The 24,625-nt window shown below is 67.7% G+C and carries 27 protein-coding genes, 1 tRNA gene and 1 pseudogene; 12 read left to right on the plus strand and 17 right to left on the minus strand.

Features of this window, described 5'->3' with window-relative positions; genetic code table 11:
• Positions 1 to 2: 2 nt before the first annotated feature.
• The 3 genes from FHR72_RS11720 (at position 3) to FHR72_RS11730 (ending at position 4,138) form a co-directional block, all read left to right on the plus strand.
• The gene (locus FHR72_RS11720) at positions 3 to 1,715 is read left to right on the plus strand and encodes a thiamine pyrophosphate-binding protein (protein WP_183468136.1); all 1,713 of its coding nucleotides are present in this window, start codon (positions 3 to 5) and stop codon (positions 1,713 to 1,715) included.
• Between the two features lie 27 nt (positions 1,716 to 1,742).
• Positions 1,743 to 3,167 (plus strand): aldehyde dehydrogenase family protein, encoded by a 1,425-nt coding sequence (locus FHR72_RS11725; RefSeq protein WP_183468137.1) that lies wholly within the window; start codon positions 1,743 to 1,745, stop codon positions 3,165 to 3,167.
• A gap of 86 nt (positions 3,168 to 3,253) precedes the next feature.
• Positions 3,254 to 4,138, plus strand: coding sequence for an amidohydrolase family protein (locus tag FHR72_RS11730; RefSeq protein ID WP_183468138.1), 885 nt, complete (start codon positions 3,254 to 3,256; stop codon positions 4,136 to 4,138).
• 30 nt (positions 4,139 to 4,168) lie between these two features.
• On the opposite strand, the gene FHR72_RS11735 is transcribed toward FHR72_RS11730, so the two are convergent.
• Both FHR72_RS11735 and FHR72_RS11740 read right to left on the minus strand, forming a co-directional pair.
• Positions 4,169 to 4,507: a DUF3140 domain-containing protein gene (locus FHR72_RS11735; RefSeq protein ID WP_183468139.1), complete on the minus strand. Its 339-nt coding sequence runs from the start codon at positions 4,505 to 4,507 to the stop codon at positions 4,169 to 4,171.
• Positions 4,504 to 4,719 carry a hypervirulence associated TUDOR domain-containing protein gene (locus FHR72_RS11740; protein WP_183468140.1) on the minus strand — a complete coding sequence of 72 codons (216 nt, stop codon included), beginning with the start codon at positions 4,717 to 4,719 and terminating at the stop codon, positions 4,504 to 4,506. Before FHR72_RS11740 ends, FHR72_RS11735 begins: the two co-directional genes overlap by 4 nt.
• Before the next feature lie 93 nt (positions 4,720 to 4,812).
• Here FHR72_RS11740 and FHR72_RS11745 point away from each other — a divergent pair, with 93 nt between their 5' ends.
• On the plus strand, positions 4,813 to 6,063 hold the full coding sequence (locus tag FHR72_RS11745) for a KasA/KasB family beta-ketoacyl-ACP synthase (RefSeq protein ID WP_183468141.1): 1,251 nt from the start codon (positions 4,813 to 4,815) through the stop codon (positions 6,061 to 6,063).
• A 26-nt stretch (positions 6,064 to 6,089) separates the two neighbouring features.
• Here the strand turns inward: FHR72_RS11745 and FHR72_RS11750 are convergent, their stop codons facing one another.
• Entirely contained in the window at positions 6,090 to 6,992 is a 903-nt protein-coding gene (locus tag FHR72_RS11750; RefSeq protein ID WP_311736123.1) for a cyclopropane mycolic acid synthase family methyltransferase, read from the minus strand.
• Positions 6,993 to 7,082: 90 nt separating this feature from the next.
• Entirely contained in the window at positions 7,083 to 8,015 is a 933-nt protein-coding gene (locus FHR72_RS11755) for a cyclopropane mycolic acid synthase family methyltransferase (RefSeq protein WP_260155987.1), read from the minus strand.
• A 235-nt stretch (positions 8,016 to 8,250) separates the two neighbouring features.
• Here FHR72_RS11755 and FHR72_RS11760 point away from each other — a divergent pair, with 235 nt between their 5' ends.
• Positions 8,251 to 9,024 carry a 3-keto-5-aminohexanoate cleavage protein gene (locus FHR72_RS11760; RefSeq protein WP_183468143.1) on the plus strand — a complete coding sequence of 258 codons (774 nt, stop codon included), beginning with the start codon at positions 8,251 to 8,253 and terminating at the stop codon, positions 9,022 to 9,024.
• Here FHR72_RS11760 and FHR72_RS11765 read toward each other — a convergent pair.
• On the minus strand, positions 9,014 to 9,460 hold the full coding sequence (locus tag FHR72_RS11765; RefSeq protein WP_183468144.1) for a cupin domain-containing protein: 447 nt from the start codon (positions 9,458 to 9,460) through the stop codon (positions 9,014 to 9,016). The two genes, FHR72_RS11760 and FHR72_RS11765, sit on opposite strands and share 11 nt — an antisense overlap.
• A gap of 26 nt (positions 9,461 to 9,486) precedes the next feature.
• On the opposite strand from FHR72_RS11765, the gene FHR72_RS11770 reads away from it, so the two are divergent.
• Both FHR72_RS11770 and FHR72_RS11775 read left to right on the plus strand, forming a co-directional pair.
• A complete protein-coding gene (locus FHR72_RS11770; RefSeq protein ID WP_183468145.1) occupies positions 9,487 to 9,912 on the plus strand; it encodes a hypothetical protein in 426 nt (141 codons plus the stop codon).
• 28 nt (positions 9,913 to 9,940) lie between these two features.
• Positions 9,941 to 10,537: a GNAT family N-acetyltransferase gene (locus FHR72_RS11775; RefSeq protein WP_183468146.1), complete on the plus strand. Its 597-nt coding sequence runs from the start codon at positions 9,941 to 9,943 to the stop codon at positions 10,535 to 10,537.
• Between the two features lie 12 nt (positions 10,538 to 10,549).
• Here the strand turns inward: FHR72_RS11775 and FHR72_RS11780 are convergent, their stop codons facing one another.
• From FHR72_RS11780 to FHR72_RS11800, 6 genes and pseudogenes are all read right to left on the minus strand, one after another.
• A complete protein-coding gene (locus tag FHR72_RS11780) occupies positions 10,550 to 10,999 on the minus strand; it encodes an Hsp20/alpha crystallin family protein (RefSeq protein ID WP_183468147.1) in 450 nt (149 codons plus the stop codon).
• Between the two features lie 105 nt (positions 11,000 to 11,104).
• Complete coding sequence (locus tag FHR72_RS26755; RefSeq protein WP_311736124.1) at positions 11,105 to 11,422, minus strand: isochorismatase family protein; 318 nt, start codon at positions 11,420 to 11,422, stop codon at positions 11,105 to 11,107.
• Positions 11,403 to 11,699: pseudogene (locus tag FHR72_RS26760) on the minus strand (isochorismatase family protein); the annotation flags it as partial. The pseudogene FHR72_RS26760 and the gene FHR72_RS26755, both read right to left, overlap by 20 nt.
• A 9-nt stretch (positions 11,700 to 11,708) precedes the next feature.
• Entirely contained in the window at positions 11,709 to 12,566 is an 858-nt protein-coding gene (locus tag FHR72_RS11790) for a winged helix-turn-helix transcriptional regulator (protein ID WP_183468455.1), read from the minus strand.
• Between the two features lie 30 nt (positions 12,567 to 12,596).
• Positions 12,597 to 14,123, minus strand: a complete 1,527-nt coding sequence (locus FHR72_RS11795) for a carotenoid oxygenase family protein (RefSeq protein ID WP_183468148.1) — start codon at positions 14,121 to 14,123, stop codon at positions 12,597 to 12,599.
• A complete protein-coding gene (locus FHR72_RS11800; protein ID WP_183468149.1) occupies positions 14,120 to 15,355 on the minus strand; it encodes an acetyl-CoA acetyltransferase in 1,236 nt (411 codons plus the stop codon). The genes FHR72_RS11795 and FHR72_RS11800 overlap by 4 nt, the downstream gene beginning before the upstream one ends.
• A gap of 193 nt (positions 15,356 to 15,548) precedes the next feature.
• On the opposite strand from FHR72_RS11800, the gene FHR72_RS11805 reads away from it, so the two are divergent.
• Positions 15,549 to 16,235 carry a GAF and ANTAR domain-containing protein gene (locus tag FHR72_RS11805; protein WP_183468150.1) on the plus strand — a complete coding sequence of 229 codons (687 nt, stop codon included), beginning with the start codon at positions 15,549 to 15,551 and terminating at the stop codon, positions 16,233 to 16,235.
• Positions 16,236 to 16,241: 6 nt separating this feature from the next.
• Here the strand turns inward: FHR72_RS11805 and FHR72_RS11810 are convergent, their stop codons facing one another.
• Together FHR72_RS11810 and FHR72_RS11815 are read right to left on the minus strand one after the other, a co-directional pair.
• The gene (locus FHR72_RS11810) at positions 16,242 to 18,227 is read right to left on the minus strand and encodes a molybdopterin-containing oxidoreductase family protein (protein ID WP_183468151.1); all 1,986 of its coding nucleotides are present in this window, start codon (positions 18,225 to 18,227) and stop codon (positions 16,242 to 16,244) included.
• A gap of 394 nt (positions 18,228 to 18,621) precedes the next feature.
• Positions 18,622 to 18,694 (minus strand) — tRNA-Arg (locus FHR72_RS11815).
• 151 nt (positions 18,695 to 18,845) lie between these two features.
• On the opposite strand from FHR72_RS11815, the gene FHR72_RS11820 reads away from it, so the two are divergent.
• From FHR72_RS11820 to FHR72_RS11830, 3 genes are read left to right on the plus strand one after another with little or no spacing between them, the layout of a single operon-like run.
• Positions 18,846 to 19,526 (plus strand): hypothetical protein, encoded by a 681-nt coding sequence (locus tag FHR72_RS11820; protein ID WP_183468457.1) that lies wholly within the window; start codon positions 18,846 to 18,848, stop codon positions 19,524 to 19,526.
• A complete protein-coding gene (locus tag FHR72_RS11825) occupies positions 19,523 to 20,107 on the plus strand; it encodes a cytochrome c oxidase subunit 3 family protein (protein WP_183468152.1) in 585 nt (194 codons plus the stop codon). The genes FHR72_RS11820 and FHR72_RS11825 overlap by 4 nt, the downstream gene beginning before the upstream one ends.
• Complete coding sequence (locus FHR72_RS11830) at positions 20,107 to 20,376, plus strand: cytochrome C oxidase subunit IV family protein (RefSeq protein WP_183468153.1); 270 nt, start codon at positions 20,107 to 20,109, stop codon at positions 20,374 to 20,376. The genes FHR72_RS11825 and FHR72_RS11830 overlap by 1 nt, the downstream gene beginning before the upstream one ends.
• 1 nt (position 20,377) lies before the next feature.
• Here the strand turns inward: FHR72_RS11830 and FHR72_RS11835 are convergent, their stop codons facing one another.
• Positions 20,378 to 21,202 carry an LLM class F420-dependent oxidoreductase gene (locus tag FHR72_RS11835; protein WP_183468154.1) on the minus strand — a complete coding sequence of 275 codons (825 nt, stop codon included), beginning with the start codon at positions 21,200 to 21,202 and terminating at the stop codon, positions 20,378 to 20,380.
• Between the two features lie 137 nt (positions 21,203 to 21,339).
• Here FHR72_RS11835 and FHR72_RS11840 point away from each other — a divergent pair, with 137 nt between their 5' ends.
• Complete coding sequence (locus tag FHR72_RS11840; protein WP_183468155.1) at positions 21,340 to 22,437, plus strand: glutamate--cysteine ligase 2; 1,098 nt, start codon at positions 21,340 to 21,342, stop codon at positions 22,435 to 22,437.
• Here the strand turns inward: FHR72_RS11840 and FHR72_RS11845 are convergent.
• The 3 genes from FHR72_RS11845 to FHR72_RS11855 are packed head-to-tail and all read right to left on the minus strand — an operon-like array spanning position 22,434 to position 24,519.
• Positions 22,434 to 23,153, minus strand: a complete 720-nt coding sequence (locus FHR72_RS11845; RefSeq protein ID WP_183468156.1) for an anti-sigma factor — start codon at positions 23,151 to 23,153, stop codon at positions 22,434 to 22,436. The two genes, FHR72_RS11840 and FHR72_RS11845, sit on opposite strands and share 4 nt — an antisense overlap.
• Positions 23,150 to 23,734: a sigma-70 family RNA polymerase sigma factor gene (locus tag FHR72_RS11850; protein WP_183468459.1), complete on the minus strand. Its 585-nt coding sequence runs from the start codon at positions 23,732 to 23,734 to the stop codon at positions 23,150 to 23,152. Before FHR72_RS11850 ends, FHR72_RS11845 begins: the two co-directional genes overlap by 4 nt.
• A 32-nt stretch (positions 23,735 to 23,766) precedes the next feature.
• Entirely contained in the window at positions 23,767 to 24,519 is a 753-nt protein-coding gene (locus FHR72_RS11855) for a DUF1365 domain-containing protein (protein WP_396888432.1), read from the minus strand.
• Positions 24,520 to 24,625: the final 106 nt, after the last annotated feature.

A 24,625-nucleotide genomic window follows, 5' to 3' on the forward strand; every position in this document is an offset into this window, starting at 1 on the left:
CCATGGGTGTACCCGTCTACAAACGCATTCTCGACCTGTTCGAGGCGGAGGGCGTGAATACGCTGTTCGGAATTCCCGACCCCAACTTCGTCCACATGTTCACCGAGGCCGAGGCCCGCGGCTGGTCGGTCATCGCGCCCCATCACGAGCTCAGTGCCGGCTTCATGGCCGAGGCGGCTTCCCGGATGACGGGTAAGCCCGGTCTGTGCATCGGGACGCTGGGTCCCGGCGTCGCGAACATCGCGGGCGCGATGATGTGTGCGCTGGTGGAGAATTCGCCGGTCGTGTTCCTCGGCGGGCAGCGCGCCCGCATCACCGAGCGCCGCGTCCGCCGCGGCCGCATCCAGTTCGTGCAGCAGGAAGGGCTGTTCGCGCCGTCGGTGAAGTACAGCAGCTCCATCGAATACGCCGACCAGACCGACGAGATCGTCCACGAGGCCATCCGGCGGGCCATGTCGGGTACGCCGGGCCCTGCCTACATCGAATTCCCGTCGCACGTCATCCTCGACGAACTGGAGGTGGGCGAGGCGCCGAAGCCTTCGGCGTACCGCCTGGTGGGCCAGGGCGCGGGCGCCCGCGAGGTGGCCGAGGCCGCAAGGCTGATCCGGGAGGCCGAGAGCCCGGTGCTGCTGGTCGGGCACGGCGTACACACCTCCCGCACCCAGGACGCCGTCCGGGAACTGGCCGAGCTCATGGCGTGCCCCGTGATCCAGACCTCCGGAGGCACCTCGTTCATCCCGGGCCTTCAGGAGCGCACGTTCCCGTATCTGTTCTCCCCGGCGGCGAACCAGGCCGTCGAGGAATCCGACCTCTGCGTCGCACTCGGCACCGAGCTCGGCGAGCCCATGCACTACGGCCGGACCCAGCACTGGGCCGACAACGATGCCCGCCGCAAATGGGTTCTGGTCGAACAGGATCCGACGGCGATCGGCGTCAATCGGCCCGTCGATGTGCCTCTGGTCGGCGACCTGCGCGGCGTCGTGCCGCAGCTCGTCGAGGCACTGCGCGACACCCCCCGTGCCCCGTCGGCCAATCTGGACTCACTGGTCAAGGCCGACGCCGAGGAGCTCGCCCAGCTCGCCGAGAACGCGCCGACGGGGCGTTCGCCGATCCACCCCGCGCGCTACGTCGTGGAGGCGACCAAGGCGTTCAAGGAGCTCGAGGACGGCATCATGGTCCGCGACGGCGGGGCCACCGTGATCTTCCAGTGGACGTACTCGCAGTCCAAGCCCCGCGACGTGATCTGGAACCAGAACTTCGGTCACCTGGGCACGGGGCTGCCGTACGCCGTCGGCGCGTCCGTCGCCGAGGGCGGCAAGCGTCCGGTCATGCTGCTGACAAGTGATTCAGCGTTCTTGTTTCACATCGCCGAGCTGGAGACCGCCGCACGGCAGAACCTGCCTTTGGTGTGTGTCGTCGGAGTGGACCACCAGTGGGGTCTGGAGGTCGGCGTCTACAAGCGCACGTTCGAGCAGCCCTCGCCGCAGCCGGGCGTGCACTGGAGCAAGGACGTCCGGATGGACAAGATCGCCGAGGGTTTCGGCTGCCACGGCGAGTACGTCGAAAAGGAGGACGAGATCGGCCCGGCGATCGCCCGCGCCTACGCCAGCGGCAAGGTCGGCGTGGTGCATGTGTGCATCGACCCGAAGGCGAACTCGGAGGAGATGCCGAAATACGACCGGTTCCGCACCTGGTATGCAGAAGGCACCCAGTAGTACTGCGATTTAGGGAAGAGTGCACTTATGCGCGAATACTTGAAGCACTACATCGACGGCCAGTGGGTGGAGCCGGTCCGGCCCAACGCCCTGGAGGTCGACAATCCCACCACCGAAGAGGTGTCGGGTCGCATCGCCCTGGGCTCCTCGGCCGACGTCGACCTCGCGGCCACCGCCGCACGCCGCGCCTTCGCGACGTTCTCGCAGACCACCCGCGAGGAGCGGCTCGATCTGCTGCAGACGATCATGGGCGAATACCAGAAGCGGGCCGGCGACCTCGCCGAGGCCGTCACCGAGGAGATGGGCGCGCCGGCGGCGCTGGCCGCCGGCCCACAAGTGAATCTCGGTCTCGGTCACCTGGCCACCGCGATCGACGTGCTGAAGAACTTCCAGTTCGAGGAACAGCACGGCAGCACGCTCGTGGTCAAGGAGCCGATCGGCGTGTGCGGCCTGATCACGCCGTGGAACTGGCCGATCAACCAGATCGCCTGCAAGGTGTACCCGGCGCTGGCCACCGGCTGCACGATGGTGCTCAAGCCGTCGGAGGTGGCGCCGTACTCGGCACAGATCTTCACCGAGATCATCGACGCCGCAGGTGTTCCCGCCGGTGTCTACAACCTGGTCTACGGCGACGGGCCGGGAGTCGGGGTGCCGCTGTCCAGCCATCCCGACATCGACATGGTGTCGTTCACCGGCTCCACCCGCGCCGGCATCGAGGTCGCGCGCAACGCCGCGCCGACGGTCAAGCGGGTGACCCAGGAGCTCGGCGGCAAGAGCCCGAACATCGTGCTTGACGACGAGGACTTCGCCAAGAGCGTGGCGGCCGGGACGTCGGTGATGATGATGAACAGCGGCCAGAGCTGCAACGCGCCGTCGCGCATGCTGGTGCCGAACTCGCGGATGGACGAAGCGATCGCGATCGCCCGCGAGACCGCGGGCGCGGTCACGGTGGGCGATCCGGAGGACAAGAACGCCATCGGTCCCGTCGCGTCCAAGGCCCAGTTCGAGAAGATCCAGGGCCTGATCCAGAAGGGTATCGACGAGGGCGCGACCGTGGCCGTGGGCGGGCCCGGCCGCCCCGACGGGCTGGAGAAGGGCTACTACGTCCGGCCGACGGTGTTCGCCAACGTCACCAACGACATGACGATCGCCCGCGAGGAGATCTTCGGGCCGGTGCTGTGCATCCTGGGCTACGACGATCTCGACGACGCCGTCGAGATCGGCAACGACACCGAGTACGGCCTCGCCGGCTATGTGTCCGGCGCCGATCTGGACAAGGCCCGTGCCGTCGCCCGTCGCATCCGGGCGGGGTCGGTCGCGATCAACCACGGCTTCGACATGGCCGCGCCGTTCGGTGGCTACAAGCGCAGTGGCAACGGCCGCGAATGGGGCCCGTTCGCCTTCGACGAGTACCTGGAGACGAAGGCCGCGCTGGGTTACGCACCCGCCTGATCTCGTGATTCGGGCGTAGTTGGTCACGCTACGGTTGACCAACTACACCCGAATCGCGGCGGGGGACGGGGAGACGGGGGAGCGGCATGTACCGGTACGGGATCGATTTCGACGCCGTCGAGGCCATCGACATCCACACCCACGTCGAGGTCGACAGCCACGGCCACCGCGCCTACGACGAGGTGCTGATCGAGGCGACCGCGAAGTACTTCAAGATGCCGGCGGGGATCGTCGCGAGCGTCGACGCCCTCGCCGACCAGTACCGCAGGCACAACACCGCCGCAGTGGTCTTCACCATCGACGCCCGTCACGGCATGCGCCACGCCCCGAACTCGATCGAGGACCTCGTCGCCGGGGCGGCCCGCAACAACGACGTGCTCATCCCGTTCGGCTCCGTGGACCCGTGGCAGGGCCGGCACGCCGTACACCGGGTTCACGAACTCGTGCGTGACCACGGCGTCAAGGGCTTCAAGTTCCATCCGAGCATGCAGGCGTTCGAACCCAACGACCGTGCGTACTACCCGATCTACCACGCGATCGCCGAAGCTGGGGTGCCTGCGCTGTTCCACACCGGGCAGACGGGAATGGGCGCGGGGCTGCCGGGTGGGCACCGCATCAAGCTGCGCTACAGCGACCCGATGTTGCTCGACGACGTCGCCGCCGATTTCCCGGAGCTGACCATCGTCATGGCCCACCCCGCGGTGCCGTGGGTCGACTCCCAGATCGCGATCGCCGGCCACAAGGCCAACGTCTACATCGACCTGTCCGGGTGGAGCCCGAAGTACTTTCCGCCGCAGCTCGTCCATGCCATGGGCCGCCAGCTGCGCACCAAGGTCCTGTTCGGAACGGACTTCCCCTATATCCAGATCGACCGATGGCGCCGGGACTTCGACACCCTCGACATCGACCCGGCGGTCATTCCGCTGATCTACAAGCAGAATGCGCTCAGGGTGCTCGGCATTGCGCCGTGAGCCCGCGTCACCCTGTCCTGGTCGACCGGGTCACGACTTGGTCGGGTCGTGCCCCCAGTTCATCAACGAGTACCGCCAGTCGGAATGCTCGACGTCCTTGGACGGACCTTGCGCGAGATGCCGGTGCACATAGCCGACGACCTTGCGCATGTGCTTGTAATCGGCGTCGGTGAGGTCGGCCTTCTTGCTCTGCAGGATGTCGACGATGTGCCGGCCGCTCTGGTGGCCCGTCGACTCTCCGCCCTGCGAGGACTTCTGGCCCACGGCTTTGGAGTCGTCGGTGTCGAGCCACTTCTTCAGCTCGGCCGCGGTCATGTTGACAACCTCGGAGAACTCGTCGTACGTCTGCTTCTGATCGTCGTCGCTCATGACTTCTTCTTCAGGGCGTCGGGCTTGTGCACCGCGTCGTTGCCGCTCTTGTCGCTGCGCACCCGGTACTGCGGCTCGTCCTTCGACGCCCGCACCGTGCGGCCCGCGGCCTCGGTGTCGGACGTGATCTTCTCCTCGACAGTCCCCTCGGCGGTACTGCCATGGCTCTGCCAGGTCACCTTGTCGCCCTTGCTGAAATTCTTCTCACTCATGCCGTCGCGCATACCCGGGCGGTGGAGTGCTACGCGGCGGGTGAAATATCGTCATAGGCGGGTAATTACCGCTGACGTTCGCGGAGGATGAGGATGACTGCCAGTACTGACCGCAAGTTTCCCGATGTCGTGGTCACGGGAATGGCCATGACGACGGCACTCGGAACCGACGCCGAGTCCACGTGGCAGGCGCTGCTGGAGGGCCGCAGCGGCATCCGCACGCTGGAGGACTCGTTCATCGACGAATTCGACCTGCCGGTGCGCATCGGCGGTCATCTGTTGGAGACCTTCGACGAGAAGCTCACCGAAGAAGAGAACTACCAGTGGTCCTACGTGCAGCGCATGGCTGTCGTCCTGGGGCGCCGGGTGTGGGAGAACGCGGGCTCGCCCGACGTGGACCCGAACCGGCTCGCGGTGTCCATCGGCACCGGCATGGGCGGCATCGAGGAGCTGGCATTCGCCTACGACCATCTGCGCGAAGGCCAGCTCGATCAGGTCAATCCCACCGTGGTGCAGCAGTACGCACCGAGTGGGCCGTCCGCGGCGGTGGCGATGGAGCGGCACGCCCGCGCCGGCGTGCTGTCCCCGGTGTCGGCCTGTGCGTCGGGCTCGGAGGGTGTGGCCCAGGCGTGGCGGCAGATCATCTTCGGTGAGGCCGACATCGCGATCTGCGGTGGGGTGGAGGCCAGGATCGAGGCGGTGCCGATCGCCGGGTTCGCGCAGATGCGCATCGTCATGTCGACGAACAACGACGACCCCCAAGGGGCGTGCCGGCCCTTCGACAAGGATCGGGACGGCTTCGTGTTCGGTGAAGGCGGCGCGCTGCTGGTGATCGAGACCGAGGAGCACGCCAGGGCCCGCGGAGCGACCGTGCTGGGTCGGCTGATGGGCGCGAGCATCACCTCCGACGGTTTCCACATGGTGGCCCCCGACCCGAACGGGGAGCGGGCCGGTTTCGCGATGAGCCATGCGGTCGAGCTGGCCGGACTGTCGGCGACCGACATCGATCACGTGAACGCGCACGCCACCGGTACCAGCGTCGGCGATGTGGCCGAAGGAATCGCCATCAACCGGGCTCTCGGCGGGCACAAGGCGGCGGTGTACGCGCCCAAGGGGGCACTCGGTCACTCGGTGGGTGCCGTCGGTGCGGTCGAATCGATCCTGACCCTGCTGGCGCTGCGCGACGGGGTGATCCCGCCGACGCGCAACCTGAAGAACATCGACCCCGAGATCGATCTCGACGTCGTCGCCGGCGAACCGCGCCGCGGCCGCTACGAGTACGCGATCAACAACTCATTCGGGTTCGGCGGGCACAACGTCTCGCTCGTGTTCGGCCGGCCATGACACCCGCCCGTCGGGGGTGACCGGCGTCAGGCCTTGACGAGCGTGAACTGCCCGAGCTCGCTGATGCGGCGGTTGAAGAAGTCGCTGCAGCCGGTCAGATACTTCATGTAGCGCTGGTACACCTCTTCCGAGGTGGCGGCGACGGCCTCCTCGTGGTGGGCCTCCAGAGCCTCGGCCCAGGTGTCCAGCGTCCGCACGTAGTGCTCGTTGAGGAACTGCGTCTGCTCCAGGGTGAACCCGGCGTCCGCGGAGAGCGCGACGATGTTCTCCTCGCCCGGTACCGAACCGCCGGGGAAGATCTCCTTGGCGATGAACCGCATGAACTTCAGGTCCGACATCACGATCGGGATGCCCAACTCCGGCCACTTCTTGAGCGGGTGACCCAGAATCGCCTGCAGGAGGAAACGGCCGCCGCTGGGCAGCACGCTGCTGCACATCTTGAAGAAGGGCGCGTACCGCTCCTGTGGGAAGGCCTCGATCGCCTCGATGCTGATGATGCGGTCGACCGGTTCGTCGAACTGCTCCCAGCCACGCAGGTGGATCGTGCGCGACCGGTCGGTGTCGATGCCGTCGAGCAACTGCTGGGCGAACCTGCACTGGTTGCGGCTCAGCGTCAGGCCGATGACGTTGACGTCGTATTTCTCCACGGCCCGCTGGAGTACGGAGCCCCAGCCGCAGCCGATGTCGAGCAGTGTCATCCCGGGTTCGAGGTTCAGCTTGCCCAGGGACAGATCGATCTTGGCGATCTGGGCCTCGGCCAGCGACATGTCGTCACGCTCGTAGTACGCGCAGCTGTACGTCCGGGACGGATCCTGGAAGAGACCGAAGAAATCGTCGGACAGATCGTAGTGAGCCTGGACCTCTTCGAAGTGTGGCTTCATATCGTCGACATTGTCGCCTGCGGGTGGCTCCACAGTGCTCCCGGTCATCCCCGACCGACCTCCATCCCAGTGCGGACTTTCGTCCGTTCGTCCCTGAATCAGGTAACGCGTGTGTCCAAATTACTACACCGCCGTCAGTTACTGCTTTTCGAGAGTGAACTGGACGACGTCGGTGTAGCCCTCGCGGAACAGGTCCGCGCAGCCGGTCAGATACTTGTAGAAGCGCTCGTAGATCTCCTCGGAGGTGATCTCGATGGCCTCGTCCTTCTTGTCCTTCAGGTTCGCGGCCCACGTGTCGAGCGTCTTGACGTAGTGCGGCTGCAGGTGCTGCTCGCGGGTGACGGTGTAGCCGTTGCGCGTCGCGGCATCGGTGACCTGGGCGGCCAGCGGCAGACGGCCGCCGGGGTAGATCTCGTCCATGATGAACTTGATGAAGCGCACCTTCGACATGGTCAGCGGCAGCTTCTTGGCTTTGATCTCCTCATCGCTGGGGATGATGATCGTGTGCAGCATCTGCACACCGTCGTCGGGCAGCCAGCTGAAGGTGTTCTTCATGTAGTCGTCGTACTTGTTGAACCCGAAGTGCTCGAACGCGCCGATCGACACGATGCGGTCGACCTTGCCCTCGAAGTCCTCCCACGGCTGCAGCCGGACTTCCATGCTGCGGGTGGTGTCGATGTTCGGGAAACGGTTCTGCTCGATGTGCTGCTTCTGGTTCTCCGACAGCGTCAGGCCGATGACGTTGACGTCGTACTTCTCCACGGCGCGCTGGATGGTCGAGCCCCAGCCGCAGCCGATGTCGAGCAGCGTCATGCCCGGCTCGAGGCCGAGCTTGCCGAGCGACAGGTCGACCTTGGCGAGCTGCGCCTGCTCGAGGGTGTAGTCGTCCTTCTCGAAGTACGCGCAGCTGTAGGTCTGCGAGGGGTCCTGCCACAGCTTGAAGAAGTCGTTGGAGATGTCGTAGTGGAACTGCACCTCTTTTTTGTCCGAGCCGCGGGTGTCCTTCGCCGACTTGGCCAACCACGCCGACTGGGCGGTGGCGCTCGACTGTCCCGTGGAGGTGTTCGACATGGGGCCCATCCTGTCTGCAATGTGTTCTTGCGACGTGCACTGGCACGGCTGGCTTTTCAACTCGGCCTTTGTCCGCTGGTCAGGACGCACCTGAGCAGATGCGAACGTTGCGGCTTCGCCGACCATACCCGCCTGACGATTCGCAGGTCGAGGCGGCTCGCGGCGGCAATTCCCGCAAAACGCATTCTGAGCCGACGCCGGACGTATGAGGCCTGCGCCCGCCAGGATGGTCTCCATGTCCGCCAGTTCCGATAGCCCCGAGGGCCCGAGAATCCCAAGAGTCCCGAAGATCCGGACGACTTATGTCAAGGCCTGCATCAACGGAGCACGCACACCCGACGAGCACCCGAACCTGCCGGTCACCCCCGAGCAGCTCGCCGCCGAAGCCGTCGCCGCGCATCGCGCCGGCGCCCGGGCGGTGCACATGCATCCCAAGGACGGCGAAGGTGTGGACTCCCTGGAGGGCGCCCACGTCGACGCGGCCGTCGCCGCGGTGCGCCACGCCCTTCCCGGCCTTCCGCTCGGGGTGACCACCGGATACTGGGCGCTTCCCGACGTGCAGCGGCGCTACGAGGCGATCGAGAGCTGGACGGTGCTGCCCGACTTCGCGTCCGTGAACTGGCACGAGCCCGGCTCGCCCGAGCTGGCACGACTTCTGCTCAGCCGCGGCCTCGGCGTCGAGGCCGGCATCTTCCACGCCGAGGCCGCACGGTCCTGGGCTGCCTCGGACGTCGCCCAGCACTGCATGCGGGTGATGATCGAACTGGGCGCCGACGGCGATGTCGACACCGCCGACGAACTGCTCGGCCTCGTCGCCGACGCGGGTTCGCCGGCGCCGGTTCTGCTGCATGGACTCGACGGAAGTTGTTGGCCGCTGCTGGAACACGCCGGAGTGCGCGGTGTGCAGGCGCGTATCGGCATGGAGGACGTGCTGACGCTGCCCGACGGATCCGTGGCCGACGGCAACGCCGCACTGGTGGCCGCGGCGATGGACCTGCTCAGTCGGTAGGCGCCCCGAGCTCGAAGTCGGCGAAGTCGAATCCCGGCACCACGACGCAACTGACGAGACACGGGTGATCGCCGCTCGGTCGCGCGCGCTGCCAATGGCCCGGCGGCACGACGAACTGCGGGCTCTCACCGGCGAGGATGTCGGCGCCGAGCACGTGGGTGGTGGCGTGCTCCTGCTGCTCACCTGTCTCGAGGAGCAGGGGCCCACCGGAGTGGTACAGCCACAGTTCGGCACTCCGCACGGTGTGCCACGCCGATTGCTGGCCCGGCATCAGAAGGAACAGGATCGCGGTTCCCGCATTGCGCGGTCCGGTGTAGTCCGGCGGCAGAACCGACTGCGGAACGGTCACCTCGCTGCGCCACGTCTCGCGGAACCAGCCGCCTTCCGGATGCGGTGCAAGGTCCAGACGACGCGCCCATTCTGGGAGATCGCTCATCGGTACACCCTAGTAGTGTTCTGCGCATGGCTCGCGCGCTTCCGGGGTGGCTGGTCGCGCTGTGTGCGCTCGTGGTGGCGATCAGCGCGTGGCTGCCCTGGCTGAAGTCTGCTCAGGGCGGTGGCCGGGCCAACGCGATCGGGGGTGTCGCCGGGGCCATGCCGGTGCCCCCACCGGGGTTCGGCGTTGGTCAGCTGATCGTTCTGTCGGCCTCGACGCTGGTGGTCGCGGGGGCGATGGCGGCGCGGGGGATCTCGGGGCGCGTGGCTTCGTCAGCGGCGCTGGCCATTTCGCTCGTGCTGGTGGCCTTGGCGGTGTGGTTCTACCGCCTCTACGTCTACCCGCCGGTGTCGGCGGCGTACGGACTGTACGTCGGCGGCGCGGTCGCGGTGGCTGCGGCGCTGCTGTCGGTGTGGGCGATGCTGTCGACGTGGGCGTCCGGGTCGCGATGAGCGCCGGCGCGAAGAGCCGAAGGTTGCGATGAGCGGCTTCGTCGAGCCCGTGACGCTCGAGGGTGCGCGGTGGGTGACGCTCGAACCCCTTCGCGAGGAACATGTCTCGGAGATCGAGGCGGCGGCCGGCGACGGCGAGCTGGGCCGGCTGTGGTTCACGGCGGCGCCGAAGGCGGGCGCTGCCGCCGACTGGGTGCAGACGCGCCTCGCGGTGCAGGCCTCCGATACCGGGTTGACCCTGGTGGTCCGCGCGAAGGACGGCGCCCTGGTGGGGTCGTCGAGCTATCTCAACGTCGACGCTCCGAACCGGCGCCTGGAGATCGGCAACACGTGGTACGTCGATGCGGTGCGGCGCACCGGGGTGAACTCCGAGACCAAGCTGTTGATGCTGGGCCACGCCTTCGACGAATTGGGTTGTGTCGCGGTTGAATTCCGGACGCACTTCTTCAATGCGGCCAGCCGGGCGGCGATCGAGAGGTTGGGCGCGAAGCTCGACGGCGTCCTGCGCAGCCACCAGGTGCTGCCCGACGGCTCCCGGCGTGACACCGTCGTGTACTCGATCCTCGACATCGAGTGGCCCGCCGTGCGGTCCAACCTGCGATTCCGGTTGGACCGCAACGGCTGAGGGTCACTGCGATCAGTCGGCGTCGACCGTGGTGGGTTCGATGGACGCCTGTTTGTCGGCGCGGCTGATCTCGATCTTGCGCGGCTTGGCCTTTTCGGCGACGGGGATCGTCACCGTCAGGACGCCGTTCTCGTAGGTCGCCGAGATGGCCGCGGTGTCGATGCCATCGCCGAGCGAGAGTTGCCGCCGGTAGGTGCCGTAGAACCGCTCACTGGTGAGCCACTGGGCCGCGTCGTCGGACCTGGCAGTGCGGTGCGCCGAGATGGTCAGTGTGCCGTTGTCGACGTCGACGTCGACCGAACCGGGATCGACGCCCGGTAGGTCGGCGGTCAGCACGTAGTGATCGTCGATCTTGCACAGGTCCATCGGCATGAACCGGGGGGCACGGCTCGATCCGGTCTGGCTGGTCAGCAAGCCCCGGGTCAGAGCATCAATGTCACTGAACGGATCGAAGCGAAGCACAGCAATCCACCTCCTATGTCGCTCGAAGCCCGCCACCCTGGCGGGCGACCAATCACTGTGCACCAGCGAGATTAGCACTCGACATAGGAGAGTGCCAGAAAAATTTCAGGCCATTTTCCGCTGCTGCGTGAGGCGGAGTTCGGCCGCCGTCACCACCTCTGCGGTGCGTCCGGGCGCCGACTGGTGAGCCCAGTACAGGTTCGTGTGAGCGATGACCGCGTCCACCGGCGGAGCGCCCCAGTGCGTCTTGTCGCCGGCGGTGTGGGCGTCGCTGACCAGCGCGACGTCGTATCCCCGGGTGAACGCCCCGTGCAGGGTGCTCCGCACGCAGGCATCGGTCTCGGCACCCGGCCACGGCGAGCCGGCCGACCCCGCGCTCGGCGAGCACATGTTCCAGGACGGTGTCCTCGAACGAGTCGCCATAGCTCTTGTCCACCACCGGCTCGTCGTCGCGGGGGATCAATTCGGGCACGATCTGCCATGCGTCACTACCCCGGACGAGGGCGTCGTCATGGTGGCGCACCCACACCACGGGTACGTCCTCCTGCCGGGCGCGATCCACCAGGGCCGCGATGTTGGCGATCACCTCGTCGCGCCGGTAGGCGCCGTCAACCACCAGATTTTGGACGTCGACGACGAGAAGTGCTGTGTGCGGGCGATTCTGGAGCGTGGTCACGAACCCATTGTCAGGCCTGATCACCGGGTGCCGCTACGAGACGGGGCGCATCTGCGACCCGCGCAGGTGGACGCCGCACCGATCGCAGGCGAGCGCCGGGAGGAATTCCGCGCCGCACGCGGTGTGCGTCAGCACGACGGCCGGTCCCTCCGGCGCCGGGAACCAACGCTGCGCCCAGGTCAGTGCGGTCACCAGAACGGGGAAGAAAGCCAGTCCCTTCTCGCTGAGCCGGTAGCGGCCGTCGCCGTGCACCAGGATCTCCTCGGCGGCGAACACCGAGAGGCGGTCGGCGACGGTCGCCGGCGCAGCGCCCAGCTGGGTCTGGAAATCGGTGAACCGGTCGATCCCGACGAACGCCGCGACCAGCAGCGCGAACGCCCAACGGTCACCGATCACACTCATCGTCTGGGGGAACAGCACCGAGGCCCCGGACCGGCGCCCTCCCGATCTGCGCCTGGTGCTGCCCGACGGGATCGAACGTTGCCACGAGCCGCTCGGACCCCAGTGCGCGGCAATGCCGTCCGCTGTCACCGGCGACTGACATCCCCGGCAGACCACCTGCGGTGCGAAGTCCGCCCCGCAGAGCGTGTGCCGCATTCCGGGCAGCGGCTCGGCATGGCTGGGCACCCACCGTCGCTCCCAGTCCCAGACCGAGATCAGCATGGGCCACAGCGAACGGCTCCTCGCTGTCGGCAGGTACTCCGAGCGCGGTGGTCTGCTCTGATACCGGCTGCGGGTCAACAGCTCTCGTGTGGTCAGTACCTGCAGCCGATTCGACAGCACGGCATGCGACACCGGAAGCTCCTCGGCGAAGTCGCCGTACCGCCGAGCGCCCAGTAGTGCACGCTGCACGATGAGCAGTGTCCACTCGTCACCCAGCACGCCCAGCATCTGCGCGACGGCGTTGGGGGCGGGTGTCAATCAGAGCCCGATCGAGGCGGCGGCGGAGTCCGTGTCGCGCCACCGGGGAAGGTCGTCGCCTGCCGCCCATGTCGAATGAGTGCCGCTGGAGATTCGCTCCGGCAGTCGCACGGTGCACACAGGTCCGTCGGCGATGTTCGCGGCGTCGAACACCAGGCAGTAGGAGGCGTCGGCGTTCATGTCGGTGGTCAGGGTCACGAGATAGCCGTCGTCTTCGGCGGTACTGCCGACGCGAGGCGCCATCGCGGTCTCGCTGCCGTAGACACCGCCGTCGAAGGTGTGGCGCTGCTCGGTGCCGGTGTGCAGGTCGTGGCGGAGCAGCCCGTCGAAAAGGAACCACCCGGGCTTGCCCGTCGCGGCGTAGGTGTAGCGGTGGCGCCGGCCCGCGTAGGCGGGGTTGATCATGCCGAATTCACTGATGCTGTCAGTCAACTGCTCGGTGCGGGTCTCTCCGGTCCTGAGATTGAAACGCCACCGGTGCAGCCGGGTCTGCAGGCGGTCGAGCGCCAGAAAGCGGAACGCGCGCTCGTAGCGGGTGCCCATGCCGTTGTCCGCCGGTTCGGGGTCGCCCTGGAAGAAGCCGTCGAGGACGATCTCGTCGCCGTCTTCGTAGGCGTTGGGGAAGTGCAACACGTAGGTCGGGTCGGCCTCGAACCACATGATCTGTGACGGGTCGCCACGGCGGGGAACGACGGCGAAGCGCGACGGCATGTCTCTGTGGAAGCGGGGCAGGTGGATGTTGTGGTCGAGCAGGGCTGGGTCCCAGAACAACGGAAAGTCGTTGAATACGACGAAGTTCTCCGTGAAGGCCATGTCGTGCGGCAACCGCGGGCCGGGCAGTTCGACGTCGATCCCGTGCACGACGCGACCCGCTGCGTCCACCACGCCGTAGCGCAGATACGGTGCCTGCTTGCTGTAGCTGAAGAACAACAGTTCGCCGGTCCGGTCGTCGACCTTGGGGTGGGCCGAGACGCCCCAGTCCGACGGAAACGCACCGTGCCAATCCTCTTTTCCGAGGTTCTCCCCCGTACAGGGGTCGGTGCGGTAGAGGTCCCCGCACTGGTAGTGGCTGGTCAGGGCCGTCCCGCGATGCACCACGACATCGGTCGAGGAGGCGTCCTTCATCAGCGTGCGCGCACCCCAGCCGTGATCGCGCCGGGCGAGTTCGACCGGTTCGGCGATACCGGGCCACAGCGGACCGCCCGCGTCGTTCTCCGCCAGCAGGCCGTCGGTACGGACGAATCTGTTGCGGTAGAACGCCGACCCGTCGCGAAAGCCCACGATGTGGAGCATGCCGTCGCCGTCGAACGGGTGGTAGTTCTTCAAGGCGGGATGCAGCGGGTTCTCGGTGTTGCGCAGGTACACACCGTCGAGGTCGTCTGGGATCTCGCCCGCGACGACAGGAAGATCATCGTCGTCCCACTCGGTCGTCTGCGGTCGCCATGGTCCCGTGCGGTACGGATGGTCGTCGCCGGCGGGCAGTGTGGACAGCAGCCGGCCGACGATCTCTGGGTGGGTGGCTTTCATACCGGCGCCTTTCCGACGACGAAGCTGACGGTCGTGGCGGTGCTCCCGCCGAAATTCAGCGTGGCGAACGTCTGCGCGCCGTCGACCTGGTAGTCGCCGGCGATGCCGCCGACCTGGCGTGCCGCGTCGAGCAGCATGCGGACACCGGTGGCGCCGACGGGGTGTCCGCCGCCGATGAGGCCGCCGCTCGGGTTGACGGGCCAACGGCCTGCCCGCGAGATGTCGCCGCTCTCGATGGCCTTCCACGACTCGCCCGGCGCGGTGAGACCGAGGTGGTCGATGGCGAGATACTCGCTGGGGGTGAAACAGTCGTGGACTTCGAAGCCGTCGATGTCCTCGACGGTCACGCCGGCCCGGTCGAACGCGTCGACGGCGGCGACGCGGACATGCGGGAGCACGTACCTGTCTTTGGCGCCCCCATCTCTGGCGCCCCGGTCGAACTTCTCCTGCAGCCCCAGCCCTACCGTGCGGTGACCCCACCCGTCGATGCGTGCCAGGGGCCGGGCATCCGGGTGGTCCCTGAGCCACTCGTCGCTGACGAGGACGACACCGGCGCCGCCGTCGGTGAGGGGACTGCAGTCGAACCGGCGCAGCCGGCCTTCCACCACAGGGTTCTGCACATCGTCGGTCAGGAGTGGGGTCGGTACCGACCACCCGCGCGTCTGGGCCAGCGGATTGGACTTCGCATTGGAGATGTTGAGTTCGGCGATGGCCCGCAGGTGGGTGTCGTCCAGGCCGTAACGGCAGTCGTATTCGGCGGCCACGCGGTCGAACATGAAGGGCCACATGTACTTCGCGTCCTGGCCCTCATGTCCGGTCCACGCGGCTGCACCCAGGATCGCGGTGGCCGTGTCGCCGGGCACCGTCTTCTCCAGCTCCACCCCGAGTACGAGCGCGGTCCGATAGGCGCCCGAGCGCAGGTCGGCCATCGCCGCCAGGACGGCGACGCTGCCGGACGCGCACGCCGCCTCGTGGCGCGACGCCGGGACGCCCCAGAGCCCCCCGGTCACCGTGGCGGGCATCGCTCCGAGGTGTCCTTGGCGCGCGAACAGCTCACCGAAGGCGTTGCCGACGTGCACGACGCCGATGTCAGAGGCATCGAGGCGGGCCGCCTCCAAGGTGGAGTTCACGACCTCGGCCGTCAGGTCTGCGAAGTCCGACCCCTCGCGGTCGAGATTGCGCGCGAAGTCGCTCTGATAACCACCCAGGACCCAGACGCCGGCCGGACTCATCCCCGCACCGTACTACAACTAACAGAGTGACCGAGGCGGCTGACGGTCCCGCCGGCTCGTAGTCTGAACCGACGAGACCTCAACAGGCAGTAGCGGTCGACCGCCCCGCCCGTCTGCGGGGCTACATAACCCGCGAACCCTCAGGGCAAACCCCGCTGTTTGCGCTGTCCGGGGGATAGGGGATTGTTGACCGATGACCGAGACGCCCAATCACGAGCTGGCTCTGCGGATGGCTGAGTTGGCACGACTCGTGGCCTCCCCGCGCCGGGTCGAGGAGGTGCTGTCCGACGTCACCGCCGAGGTCTTGAGGCTGATCCCGGGCGCCGATGCCGCGGGGTTCCTGTTCCTCGGCAAGGGTGGGCGCTTCGAATCGGTCGCCGGCACCTCTGAGCTGCCCCACCGCCTGGACCAACTACAGATGACCTTTCACGAGGGCCCGTGTCTGCAGGCGGCGGTCGACGATCTGATCGTCCGTACCGACGACTTCCGGACCGAAGAGCGCTGGCCGAGGTATTCGGCGGCCGCCGTGGAGATCGGCGTGCTCAGCGGGGTGTCGTTCAAGCTGTACACCAGCGAGCAGACCGCCGGGGCGCTGAACCTGTTCGCGCTTCGCCCGAACGCCTTCGACGGGCAGGCCGAGACGATCGGTGCGGTCCTCGCGGCCCATGCGGCCGCGGCGATCATGGCCAGCCGCGAGACCGAGCAGTTGGAGTCTGCGCTGTCGACGCGGGACCGGATCGGGCAGGCGAAGGGGATCATCATGGAGCGTTACGACGTCGACGACGTCGCGGCCTTCGAGATGCTGCGCAGACTGTCCCAGGACAGCAACACCAAGCTGATCGACATCGCCCAGAAGGTCATCGAGACCCGCGGGACCTGAGCCCCGTCAGGCCGGGTGCAGGCTGACGGCGATTCCGGAGTAGCGGACCATCCCCGTCACCACGTCGATGTCGTCCTTGCTCGTGAGCCGGTTGACGTTGGCGTCGCGGTGTCCGTGCGGAATCGACACCGCGCCGCGCCGGATCGTCCCGTCGATCCTGGCGATCCCGGTCAGTTCGCCGTTTCGGCTGCGCACGATGACCGGTTGTCCGTCGACGATGTCGGCGGCCTCGCCGTCGGTGGGATTGATCAGGATGTCGGCCCGCTCGCCGAGATAATCCAACTGGCCGTTCAGCTTCCGGCGCTGCCTGCGGGGCACCATCACCAACGGCGGTGGCGGCTCCAGCGCTGCGAGCTGCGCGACGAGCAGCGGTGGCGCAAGGCGCCATCCGCCCATCCGCTCGATGTGGTCGTCGACCCAGCGTGCGGGTAGCTCGCGCGGCGCTTCGGCCCATCCGGTCGCGGCCACCTCGGCGTAGCCGGCCCGCGCGCCGGCCAGCAGGACCGCCAGGACGTCGTCGTCGGTACTGGTGGCCGGGTCGCCCAGCGAGCTCAGGTCGTGACCCAGCCGGCGGCCGATCTCGGCGAAGACCCACCACATCGACCGGCGCTCGCCGACCGGGGCGACCACCGCCGGAGTGTGCTGGACGGAGACGCGCGAACTGAGGATGTCGTGCAGCGTGATGTCCGGTCGTTCCAGCGGATCCTTGGTGGGCAGCACGTGGGTGGCGAGCTGCGTGGTCTCGTTGTCGATGATCTCGGTGGTCGCGAACACCTCCAGGTTCTGCAGGGCCGGAACGAGCTTGGCGGTTTCGGGGAAGCTGGTGACCAGGCTCCCGCCGACGTTGATCAGGGCTCGGATGTTCCCCGCGGCGATCTCGTCGGGCAGCACCGCGCACGGCCATTCGTTGATGAACGCCTGCGCCTCGGGGCGGCTTCGGGGTCCCTCGCCGAACGATCCCTCGATCGGCGTGATGGGCAGGAACTCGCCGAAAGTCTCCAGCTGATAGGCGAATCCGGGGTGAAACCACGTCCCGCCGGGCCTGTTCATCGCTCCGGTCAGGATCATCAGCGCCCACGCCAGCCACTGCGTGACGTTGGCCCGGTCGGCGGTCATCGTCACGCCCGTGCCGGTCTCCACGGCCACGCATCTGGCTGCCCGCACCTGCGCGCACAGCAGCAGCAGATCCGCCTCGGCGACGTCGGCGAGGGCGGCGGTGTGCTCAAGGGTGAAGGGGGCGACGGCGGCTGCCAGCGCGTCCTCGCCCTGTACGGGTACGTCGCTCTTCCGGCCGTCCGCGAGCAGTTCCCGGACGAGGTAGGCCAGGACGGCATGATCGGTGCTGGGGCGTGGCGCGAGGTGGTGGGTGGCCAGACGGGCCGTCTCGGTTCGCCGCGGATCGATCACCCACACCGTCCCGCGGCGCGCGATGTCCCGCACCGTGCCGGTCGGGTTCGGCATCGAGATGGCATGACCATGCGAGACAACGGGATTGGCGCCCAGCAGGATCAGGAAGTCGGTGGTGTCGAGGTCGGTTCGGCCGGACAGACCGATGAAGCCGCCGACCAGGTCGGAGACGAGCGGCTTCGCGGTGCCGTCGATCGTCAGGGGGCTGAACTTGGCTGAGGTGCCGATGGCGGCGTGCAGGGCCTCGGCCATGCGGAAGCCGGCGCTCTCCATCGTGCTGAAGTAGAAGGCGACGGAGTTCGGTCCGTGTTCGTCGATGATGCCTTTGAGCCGGGCGCCGAGGTCGTCGAGGCATTCCTCCCACGGGGAGTCCTGCAGTCGGCCGTCGATGCGCATTCGCGGATGCTCGAGGCGGTCGGGGTGGTGGTGCAACTGCGGTAGCGATCTGCCCTTGGCGCAGGTGTATCCGCGGGAGAACGGATGCTCCTGATCGCCGCGGACGTGAAGCACGTCGTCGCCGTCGACGTCGACGAGGATGCCGCAGACGGAGGTGCAGACGCGGCAGAAGCTACGGACCGTATGCATACTCGGAAACGTACTCTCGGGAAAGTAGAGCCGAGGTCGCAATTTGGAGAATGACGTTATCTTTCGGCTGCCGATTCGACGGACTGATCGCGATCATCGACAGCAGCTGCAGATCGTCGTCCCTGGCCGGCGTCGCCGAGTTCTGCACCACGGCGGTCGACGTGCCGGCCCCGCGACCATCATGCAGAAGTCGACGGCGCGCTGAGGCCGGTCACGGGCGTACGTGGCGAGTTCTGCACCATGGCGGTCGACGCTCCGGTCCCACGACCATCATGCAGAAGTCGACGGCGTGGACACGCCGATCCCATCGGAACCGTTGGTCAGGGACGCGCGATCCCTGGCTGCTCGCCCGGCGATCTGCTGGTGCGATCGGATACAGACGACAGACGCAGAGTGCCCCCGGCAGGATTCGAACCTGCGACACCGGCTTTAGGAGAGCCGTGCTCTATCCCCTGAGCTACGGGGGCATTGCCGGTGGGAGCTTACCCGCCCGCCGCCGCACGCCCACAATGGCGCGTCTCCGTTATGGCAAAAGTGTCAAAACTTCGGGGAGGGGCCGGTAGCGTGCCGTGCGTGGAGCTGACACTGCAACGCATCGGCGCCTGGTCGGGGACCATCATGATCCTGCTGTACGGCGCGAGCTTCTCCGGTGTCGCCCAACTGTTTCCGCCGCTGTCTCCGGCTGCTTCGGCCGAGGAGATCGCCACCTTCTTCGTCGACCACAAGCTCTGGATCCGCTTCGGGGTGTCCGGCGCGCTACTCAGCGCAGTTCTCGCGCTGCCGTTCCTCGCGACGATCGTCCTGCGGATACGCCGGGTCGAAGGCCGCTTCGGGATGCTGTCGATGACCCAGCTGATGGCGGCCACGGTGTTCGTGCCGGCCCTGCTGTTCCCCCAGTTCTTCCTCGGCGTCGCCGCCTACCGTCCGCAGGAGCGCTCCGCAGAGCTCACCCAGGCCCTCAACGACGTGTTCTGGCTGTGGTTCATCGGCATCGTCGGCACGATCATCATCCAGAACCTCACGTTGGCCGTCGCGTCGTTCGTGGACACCACCGACCCCCCGACCTTCCCCCGGTGGTACGGCTACCTGAACCTGTGGGTGGCCACGCTGTCGCTGCCCGGGTGCGTCGTCGTCGTCTTCAACGACGGACCGCTGGCGTGGAACGGCGTATTCGCCTTCTACATCCCGGGTCTGGTGCTGGTCGTCTGGTTGTTCTCCACCACGGCGGTCATGCTGCGGTCCATCACGGCCGAACAGCGCGCCCAGCCGTCCGACGCCGTACAGGCCCAGCCGGCGTGACGGACACCGCGGTCGCACCGCGCGAGGCCCGCCGGGTCCCCGGCGAGAGCGGCACCTGGGTCTTCCTGTTCGGCGACATGCTCGTCTTCGGCGCCTTCTTTGTGACGTTCCTCGTCGAACGCGCCCGGGACCCCGAGGTGTTCGACACCGCGCGCTCCACGCTGCACCTCGGTGTCGGCGTGCTCAACACCCTGGTCCTGCTCACGTCCTCGCTGTGTGTTGTGTTGACGCTCAACGCGTTACGGTCGGGCCGTCCCGGCCTGGCCACCCGTGCCGTCCTCACGGCGATGGTGTGCGGCATCGGCTTCATCGCTCTGAAGGTGTTCGAGTACGTCTCGCTCGTCGCGGCGGGACACGGGCCGGGTGCCAACGACTTCTACCTCTACTACTTCATCCTGACCGGGCTGCACCTGTTCCATGTCTGCCTGGGACTCGGTGCGCTGTCGTTCGTGCTGAGCCAGTCCCGGCGGACCGAGATGAGTACCACCCGAACGGCGCTCGTCGAAGGCGCGGCCTGCTTCTGGCATCTGGTCGACCTGCTGTGGATCTTCCTGTTCGCACTGCTCTACCTGGTGAGCTGATGGCCGTCCTCGATCTGCTGAAGAACCGCGCGGGCGCGAGCTGGCTGTTCCTCGTCGCGGCGACGATCGTGTCGTGGGCCGTCGGCGCCGAACACGGGACCGGCTCCATGGTCGCGGTCGTGGTGCTCGCGATCGCCGCGATCAAGGCGCGTCTGGTCGGCCTGGACTTCATGGAGCTGCGCGACGCGCCCATTCCTCTGCGGCTCGCCTTCGAGGTGTACTGCGTCGCCCTGTGGACGCTGCTCTCGGGCCTGTACCTGTGGCTGTGAGCTAACGGAGAAGCTCGATCACCTTGCCGAACGCCTCCGCATGGCGCATCTGGACGATGACGTAGCTGATGCCGTAGACGTCGCGGTAGTTGCGGATCCGGTCGGCGATGTCCCCGGCCGAACCCGACAACACGCCCGGGTGCCGGAGTAGTTCGTCGTCGGAAAGGCCGGGCAGCGAGATGCGCGGGATCGTGAGGTCCGGCTGCCCTGAACCGTCGACCGGCATCGCGGTGATCGCGATGTTGAGCTCCAGCTCGTCGAACCGCGCGCCCGCTGCGTTGCGGACGAACGCGATGCGGTCCGCCAGCGGATCCTCGTCGCCGGAGGCCGCTCGGTCACCGCCGGTGAGCCCGATGATGTCGGCCGACCGGGCCGCGATGCGCAGCACCCTGTCCCCGTTGCCGGCGATCATGATCGGCACGGCAGCCAGATGTTCGGCCATGTATTCGGTGGTCGCCCTGAGGTGGTCCACACGTTCACCCGCGCTCGGGAAGGGGATCCCCGCGGCGTCGAACTCCTCTTTGACGTACCCGGTGCCCAGACCTAGCTCGAAGCGCCCGCCGGACAGATCGTGAAGGGCGCCGACATCACGCGCCAGCAGTGCGGGTCGGTAGAACGCGGCGTTGATCACGAACGTGCCGACCCGCAGGGTCGAGGTGGCCGTCGCGACGGCCGTCATGACCGGAAACGGAGCGGGCCCCCCGAGGTGGTCGGGGACGTGCAGGACGTCGAAGCCGAGTGCCTCGGCCCGCCGCGCCGCATCCTCGATCGCGTTTCGCGACTTGGCGCGCGTGACGCCCACGCCGAACCGGAATTCCTTTGCCACATTGTGATCGTAGGTGGAGGTTTGAACCGGATTTGGCTGGGGCATATACGCAATCGACTTTCTTCACCCCGATCCGGCCCGTCGTCGAATTATCCGACGGGCCGGATCAATATTTCGCACTGTGACCATCGGAGGCCATGACAGGGATCCCGACTCTCGGCGTCGAAGAGGAGTTCCTCCTCGTCGACCCGGAATCAGGCGCTCCGATCGCGCTCAACCGCGAGGTGGCCGCGCTCGCTGCCGAGAAGGACGTCGAACTGCAACTCGAGCTGACGAGGTGTCAGGTCGAGACGGCCACCGAGGTCATCGACGAGGTGGACGATCTGCGCACGCAGGTCACCCGCCTGCGACGCGTCGCCGCCGAGGCCGCCGAGCGCGCCGGCGCCCGACTGCTCGCCGTCGGTCTGCCACCGACGCTGCCGCACGAATTCCCGGTCACCGACACGCCGCGCTACCGCGACATCGGTGAACGCTTCGGCATGATCGCCCACGAACAGGGGATCTGCGGCTGCCACGTCCACGTCGCGGTGCCCGACCGGGATGCCGCGGTCGCGGTCAGCAACCGGCTGCGGCCGTGGTTGCCGATGCTGCTCGCACTGACCGCGAACTCGGCGATCTACCGCAACGCCGACACCGGCCACGCCAGCTGGCGCAGCGTGCTGTGGGCGCGCTGGCCCAGCGCGGGGCCGCCGCCGCACTTCGATTCGGCCGACGAATTCGACGCCGCTGTGCAGATGCTGATCCACAGCGGCGCGATCCGCGACGACGGCATGGTCTATTGGGATGTGCGGCCGTCGAAGAACTTCCCCACCGTCGAGGTCCGCGTCGCCGACGTCCCGGCGACGGTCGCCGAGACCGTCCTGTTCGCCGCGCTCGTGCGCGGCTGCGTCATGACCGCGCTCGACGACGAGCGCCGGGGTGAACCCCGGCTTCCGCTCGCGCCGTACGCGTTGAAGGCGGCCTACTGGAAGGCGGCGCGCGACGGCATCGACGGCGACGGAGTGGACCTGGAGAACCATGTCGCCGCGCCGGCGCTGACCCTGCTGGACGGACTCGTCGAGCGCGTCCGCCCGGCGCTCGAAGCTGCGGGTGACCACGAGCTCGTGACCTCCGGGCTCGCGGCTCTGGCGACCCGCGGCAACGGCGCGACCCGGCAGCGCAGAGCGTGGCGCCGGGGCCACAACGTCGACGATGTGCTCGCCGAGGTGGCCGCCGCGACGCTCGAAACCGACTAGGTCAACGAGAGCTGGGCGAACACCGGGCTCGTCGGTTGCGTGGACCCGCCGGGTGGCTCGACGGTGAACGCGAGCGTCTGTGAGCCGCCGAGGTCGGGCAGCACGGCCGTGGTCGACGGGGCCACCGCCTCCTGGTCCATCGTGCCGGCCGAGTGCGGGCCGTCTTCGCCGATCAGCCACATCTGATACACCGTGCCGGATTGCGGCGGGGTCACGTTGTTCATCACCAGTACGCCCGCGTTGCGGTCCCGCGAGAACACCACGGTCGCGGTGCCGCCGCCGGGGATCTCACCGGAGACCGTCCGGACGTCGGGCGCGGCGAAGATCTCCTGCGCCGTTGACACCGACGGGGCGGCGGGCCGTAGCGCATAGCCCACGCCGACGGCGCCGAGCCCGATCACCACGGCGGCCGCACCGGCGAGCGCCGCCCGCGACCAGCGCCGTTCCCGCGGCTGGGTGGGGAGGGTGCGCACCGGGTCGTCGGCGATCTGCCGCAGGATTTCTGCGCGCAGACCCGGCGGCGGTTCGATCGCCGTCGCCGCAGCGATCACCGCCATCGTCTCGCGCACCGCGCGGACCTCGGCGTCGAATTCTTCGGCGACCCCGGGCGGCGCGTCAGCGAGCCGGCGATCGATCTCGGCGACTTCGGCCGCCGGCAGCGCGTGCAGCGCGTACGGCGTCGCCAGGGACATCAGGTCGTTCTGAGGATTGGTCATGCGACCCCCAAGCATCTGCGCAACCCGCGGATGGCATCGCGCATACGGGATTTTATGGTCGCCAGGTTGGCAGCCAGCCGTTCCGACACCTGCACATAGGTCAGGCCGTCGTAATAGGCGAGTTGGATACATTCGCGCTGAGTGTCGGTCAGCGAGCCCAGGCAGTCGGTGACGCGTCGCCGCTCGTCGCCCGAGATCACCTCGTCGATGACGGCATCGGACGGGAGTTCGATGGTGGCGGCGCCGTAGCGGTTCTCCCGGGAGCTCGCTGCTTCTTCGGAGCGCACCCGGTCCACCGCGCGCCGGTGGGCCAGGGTCAGCAGCCAGGCCAGCGGGGATCCGGCGGCCGGGTCGTAGTTTCCGGCGGTGCGCCACACCTGCAGATAGACGTCTTGGGTCGTCTCCTCGCTGTAGCCGGGATCGCGCAGCACACGTGTGACCAGGCCGTACACCCGGGAACGGGTCTGGTCGTAGAACGTGGCGAACGCGTCGGCGTCGCGGCGGGCCACCTGGCGCAGAAGTGCGTCGAGTTCGGCGGTCACGAGCCGTAGCCTAGCCCCTACCTGCGCCGATACCGCCATACCGAACGTCACGTCGTCGGCATGTCGAAGCGTCACAACTGCTCGACCTTCTCCCGGCTCCTGGGGCACTGGGGTGTCCGGGGCACGACGGGGACCCGCCGCATCCACAGCAGGATGCCCTGCACGCGGATGCTGATGGTGTTCATGAGCGGCGCCAGCGGCGCGGTCATCTGCAGTCCGAGGATCTGGCGGGCTCCCGCCGGTCTGCGGTCGCCCCGCATCGTCACGACGAACGCGGGCTGGTTGTCACGGTGCAGGGAGATCCGCACGTCGAGGTGCTCGCCGGGCTCGGGTGCCGAGACCAGATAGTGCCCGTCGACGTCGTTGAACGGCGACACGTAGAACTTCTTGTCGACCATCGCCGGCTGGTCCCCGGACGGGGGCAGCAGGTACGCGTGGCGCTCGCCGTAGGTGTTGTGCACTTCGGCGATCACGTAGCGCAGGACCCCGGCGGTGTCGTGACACCAGAAGAGCGTCAGCGGGTCGAACACGTATCCCAGGACGCGCGCGTGCATCAGCGCGGTGACGCGGCCCCCCGGCGATTCGATCCCCTTGGACGCCAGGAACGCGTCGACCCGGCCGCGCAACGTGTCGTCGGCCGTCTCCCACAGGTGGTCCTGGGCCTCGAACCTCGCGAACGGGCGCAGCCAAAAGGGCACTCGCGGCATCGCGTCGATGTCGACGAACCAGCTGTAGCTGCGGTGCTCGAAGTAGTGGTGGACCGGCGCGCGCCGCAGATGGGTGATCCGCGTGCGGTACAGCGCGGCGCTGACCGGTGCCGGCACGACCTTCAGTCGTCGTCGCGTGCCGGTGGCGGCTGACGATCGGTTACTCGCGCGTAGGGGTTCCACATCCCGTATTCGGAGCCGCGGGACCTCCGGATGGGTGAGG

Source organism: Mycolicibacterium iranicum (assembly GCF_014190915.1).
Taxonomy (GTDB): Bacteria; Actinomycetota; Actinomycetes; order Mycobacteriales; family Mycobacteriaceae; genus Mycobacterium; species Mycobacterium iranicum_B.

Excerpts from the sequence above, each read along its gene's own strand:
- FHR72_RS11775 (WP_183468146.1), top strand. The coding sequence starts at position 9,941 with ATGAGCGGCTTCGTCGAGCCCGTGACGCTCGAGGGTGCGCGGTGGGTG.
- FHR72_RS11745 (WP_183468141.1), top strand. The coding sequence starts at position 4,813 with ATGACTGCCAGTACTGACCGCAAGTTTCCCGATGTCGTGGTCACGGGA.
- FHR72_RS11810 (WP_183468151.1), bottom strand. The coding sequence starts at position 18,227 with ATGCATACGGTCCGTAGCTTCTGCCGCGTCTGCACCTCCGTCTGCGGC.
- FHR72_RS11755 (WP_260155987.1), bottom strand. The coding sequence starts at position 8,015 with ATGTCGAACACCTCCACGGGACAGTCGAGCGCCACCGCCCAGTCGGCG.
- FHR72_RS11830 (WP_183468153.1), top strand. The coding sequence starts at position 20,107 with ATGGCCGTCCTCGATCTGCTGAAGAACCGCGCGGGCGCGAGCTGGCTG.
- FHR72_RS11725 (WP_183468137.1), top strand. The coding sequence starts at position 1,743 with ATGCGCGAATACTTGAAGCACTACATCGACGGCCAGTGGGTGGAGCCG.
- FHR72_RS11735 (WP_183468139.1), bottom strand. The coding sequence starts at position 4,507 with ATGAGCGACGACGATCAGAAGCAGACGTACGACGAGTTCTCCGAGGTT.
- FHR72_RS11840 (WP_183468155.1), top strand. The coding sequence starts at position 21,340 with ATGACAGGGATCCCGACTCTCGGCGTCGAAGAGGAGTTCCTCCTCGTC.
- FHR72_RS26755 (WP_311736124.1), bottom strand. The coding sequence starts at position 11,422 with ATGGCGACTCGTTCGAGGACACCGTCCTGGAACATGTGCTCGCCGAGC.
- FHR72_RS11800 (WP_183468149.1), bottom strand. The coding sequence starts at position 15,355 with ATGAGTCCGGCCGGCGTCTGGGTCCTGGGTGGTTATCAGAGCGACTTC.
- FHR72_RS11760 (WP_183468143.1), top strand. The coding sequence starts at position 8,251 with ATGTCCGCCAGTTCCGATAGCCCCGAGGGCCCGAGAATCCCAAGAGTC.
- FHR72_RS11845 (WP_183468156.1), bottom strand. The coding sequence starts at position 23,153 with ATGACCAATCCTCAGAACGACCTGATGTCCCTGGCGACGCCGTACGCG.
- FHR72_RS11805 (WP_183468150.1), top strand. The coding sequence starts at position 15,549 with ATGACCGAGACGCCCAATCACGAGCTGGCTCTGCGGATGGCTGAGTTG.
- FHR72_RS11730 (WP_183468138.1), top strand. The coding sequence starts at position 3,254 with ATGTACCGGTACGGGATCGATTTCGACGCCGTCGAGGCCATCGACATC.
- FHR72_RS11795 (WP_183468148.1), bottom strand. The coding sequence starts at position 14,123 with ATGAAAGCCACCCACCCAGAGATCGTCGGCCGGCTGCTGTCCACACTG.
- FHR72_RS11770 (WP_183468145.1), top strand. The coding sequence starts at position 9,487 with ATGGCTCGCGCGCTTCCGGGGTGGCTGGTCGCGCTGTGTGCGCTCGTG.
- FHR72_RS11820 (WP_183468457.1), top strand. The coding sequence starts at position 18,846 with ATGATCCTGCTGTACGGCGCGAGCTTCTCCGGTGTCGCCCAACTGTTT.
- FHR72_RS11765 (WP_183468144.1), bottom strand. The coding sequence starts at position 9,460 with ATGAGCGATCTCCCAGAATGGGCGCGTCGTCTGGACCTTGCACCGCAT.
- FHR72_RS11740 (WP_183468140.1), bottom strand. The coding sequence starts at position 4,719 with ATGAGTGAGAAGAATTTCAGCAAGGGCGACAAGGTGACCTGGCAGAGC.
- FHR72_RS11720 (WP_183468136.1), top strand. The coding sequence starts at position 3 with ATGGGTGTACCCGTCTACAAACGCATTCTCGACCTGTTCGAGGCGGAG.
- FHR72_RS11750 (WP_311736123.1), bottom strand. The coding sequence starts at position 6,992 with ATGACCGGGAGCACTGTGGAGCCACCCGCAGGCGACAATGTCGACGAT.
- FHR72_RS11850 (WP_183468459.1), bottom strand. The coding sequence starts at position 23,734 with ATGGCGGTATCGGCGCAGGTAGGGGCTAGGCTACGGCTCGTGACCGCC.
- FHR72_RS11790 (WP_183468455.1), bottom strand. The coding sequence starts at position 12,566 with ATGCTGGGCGTGCTGGGTGACGAGTGGACACTGCTCATCGTGCAGCGT.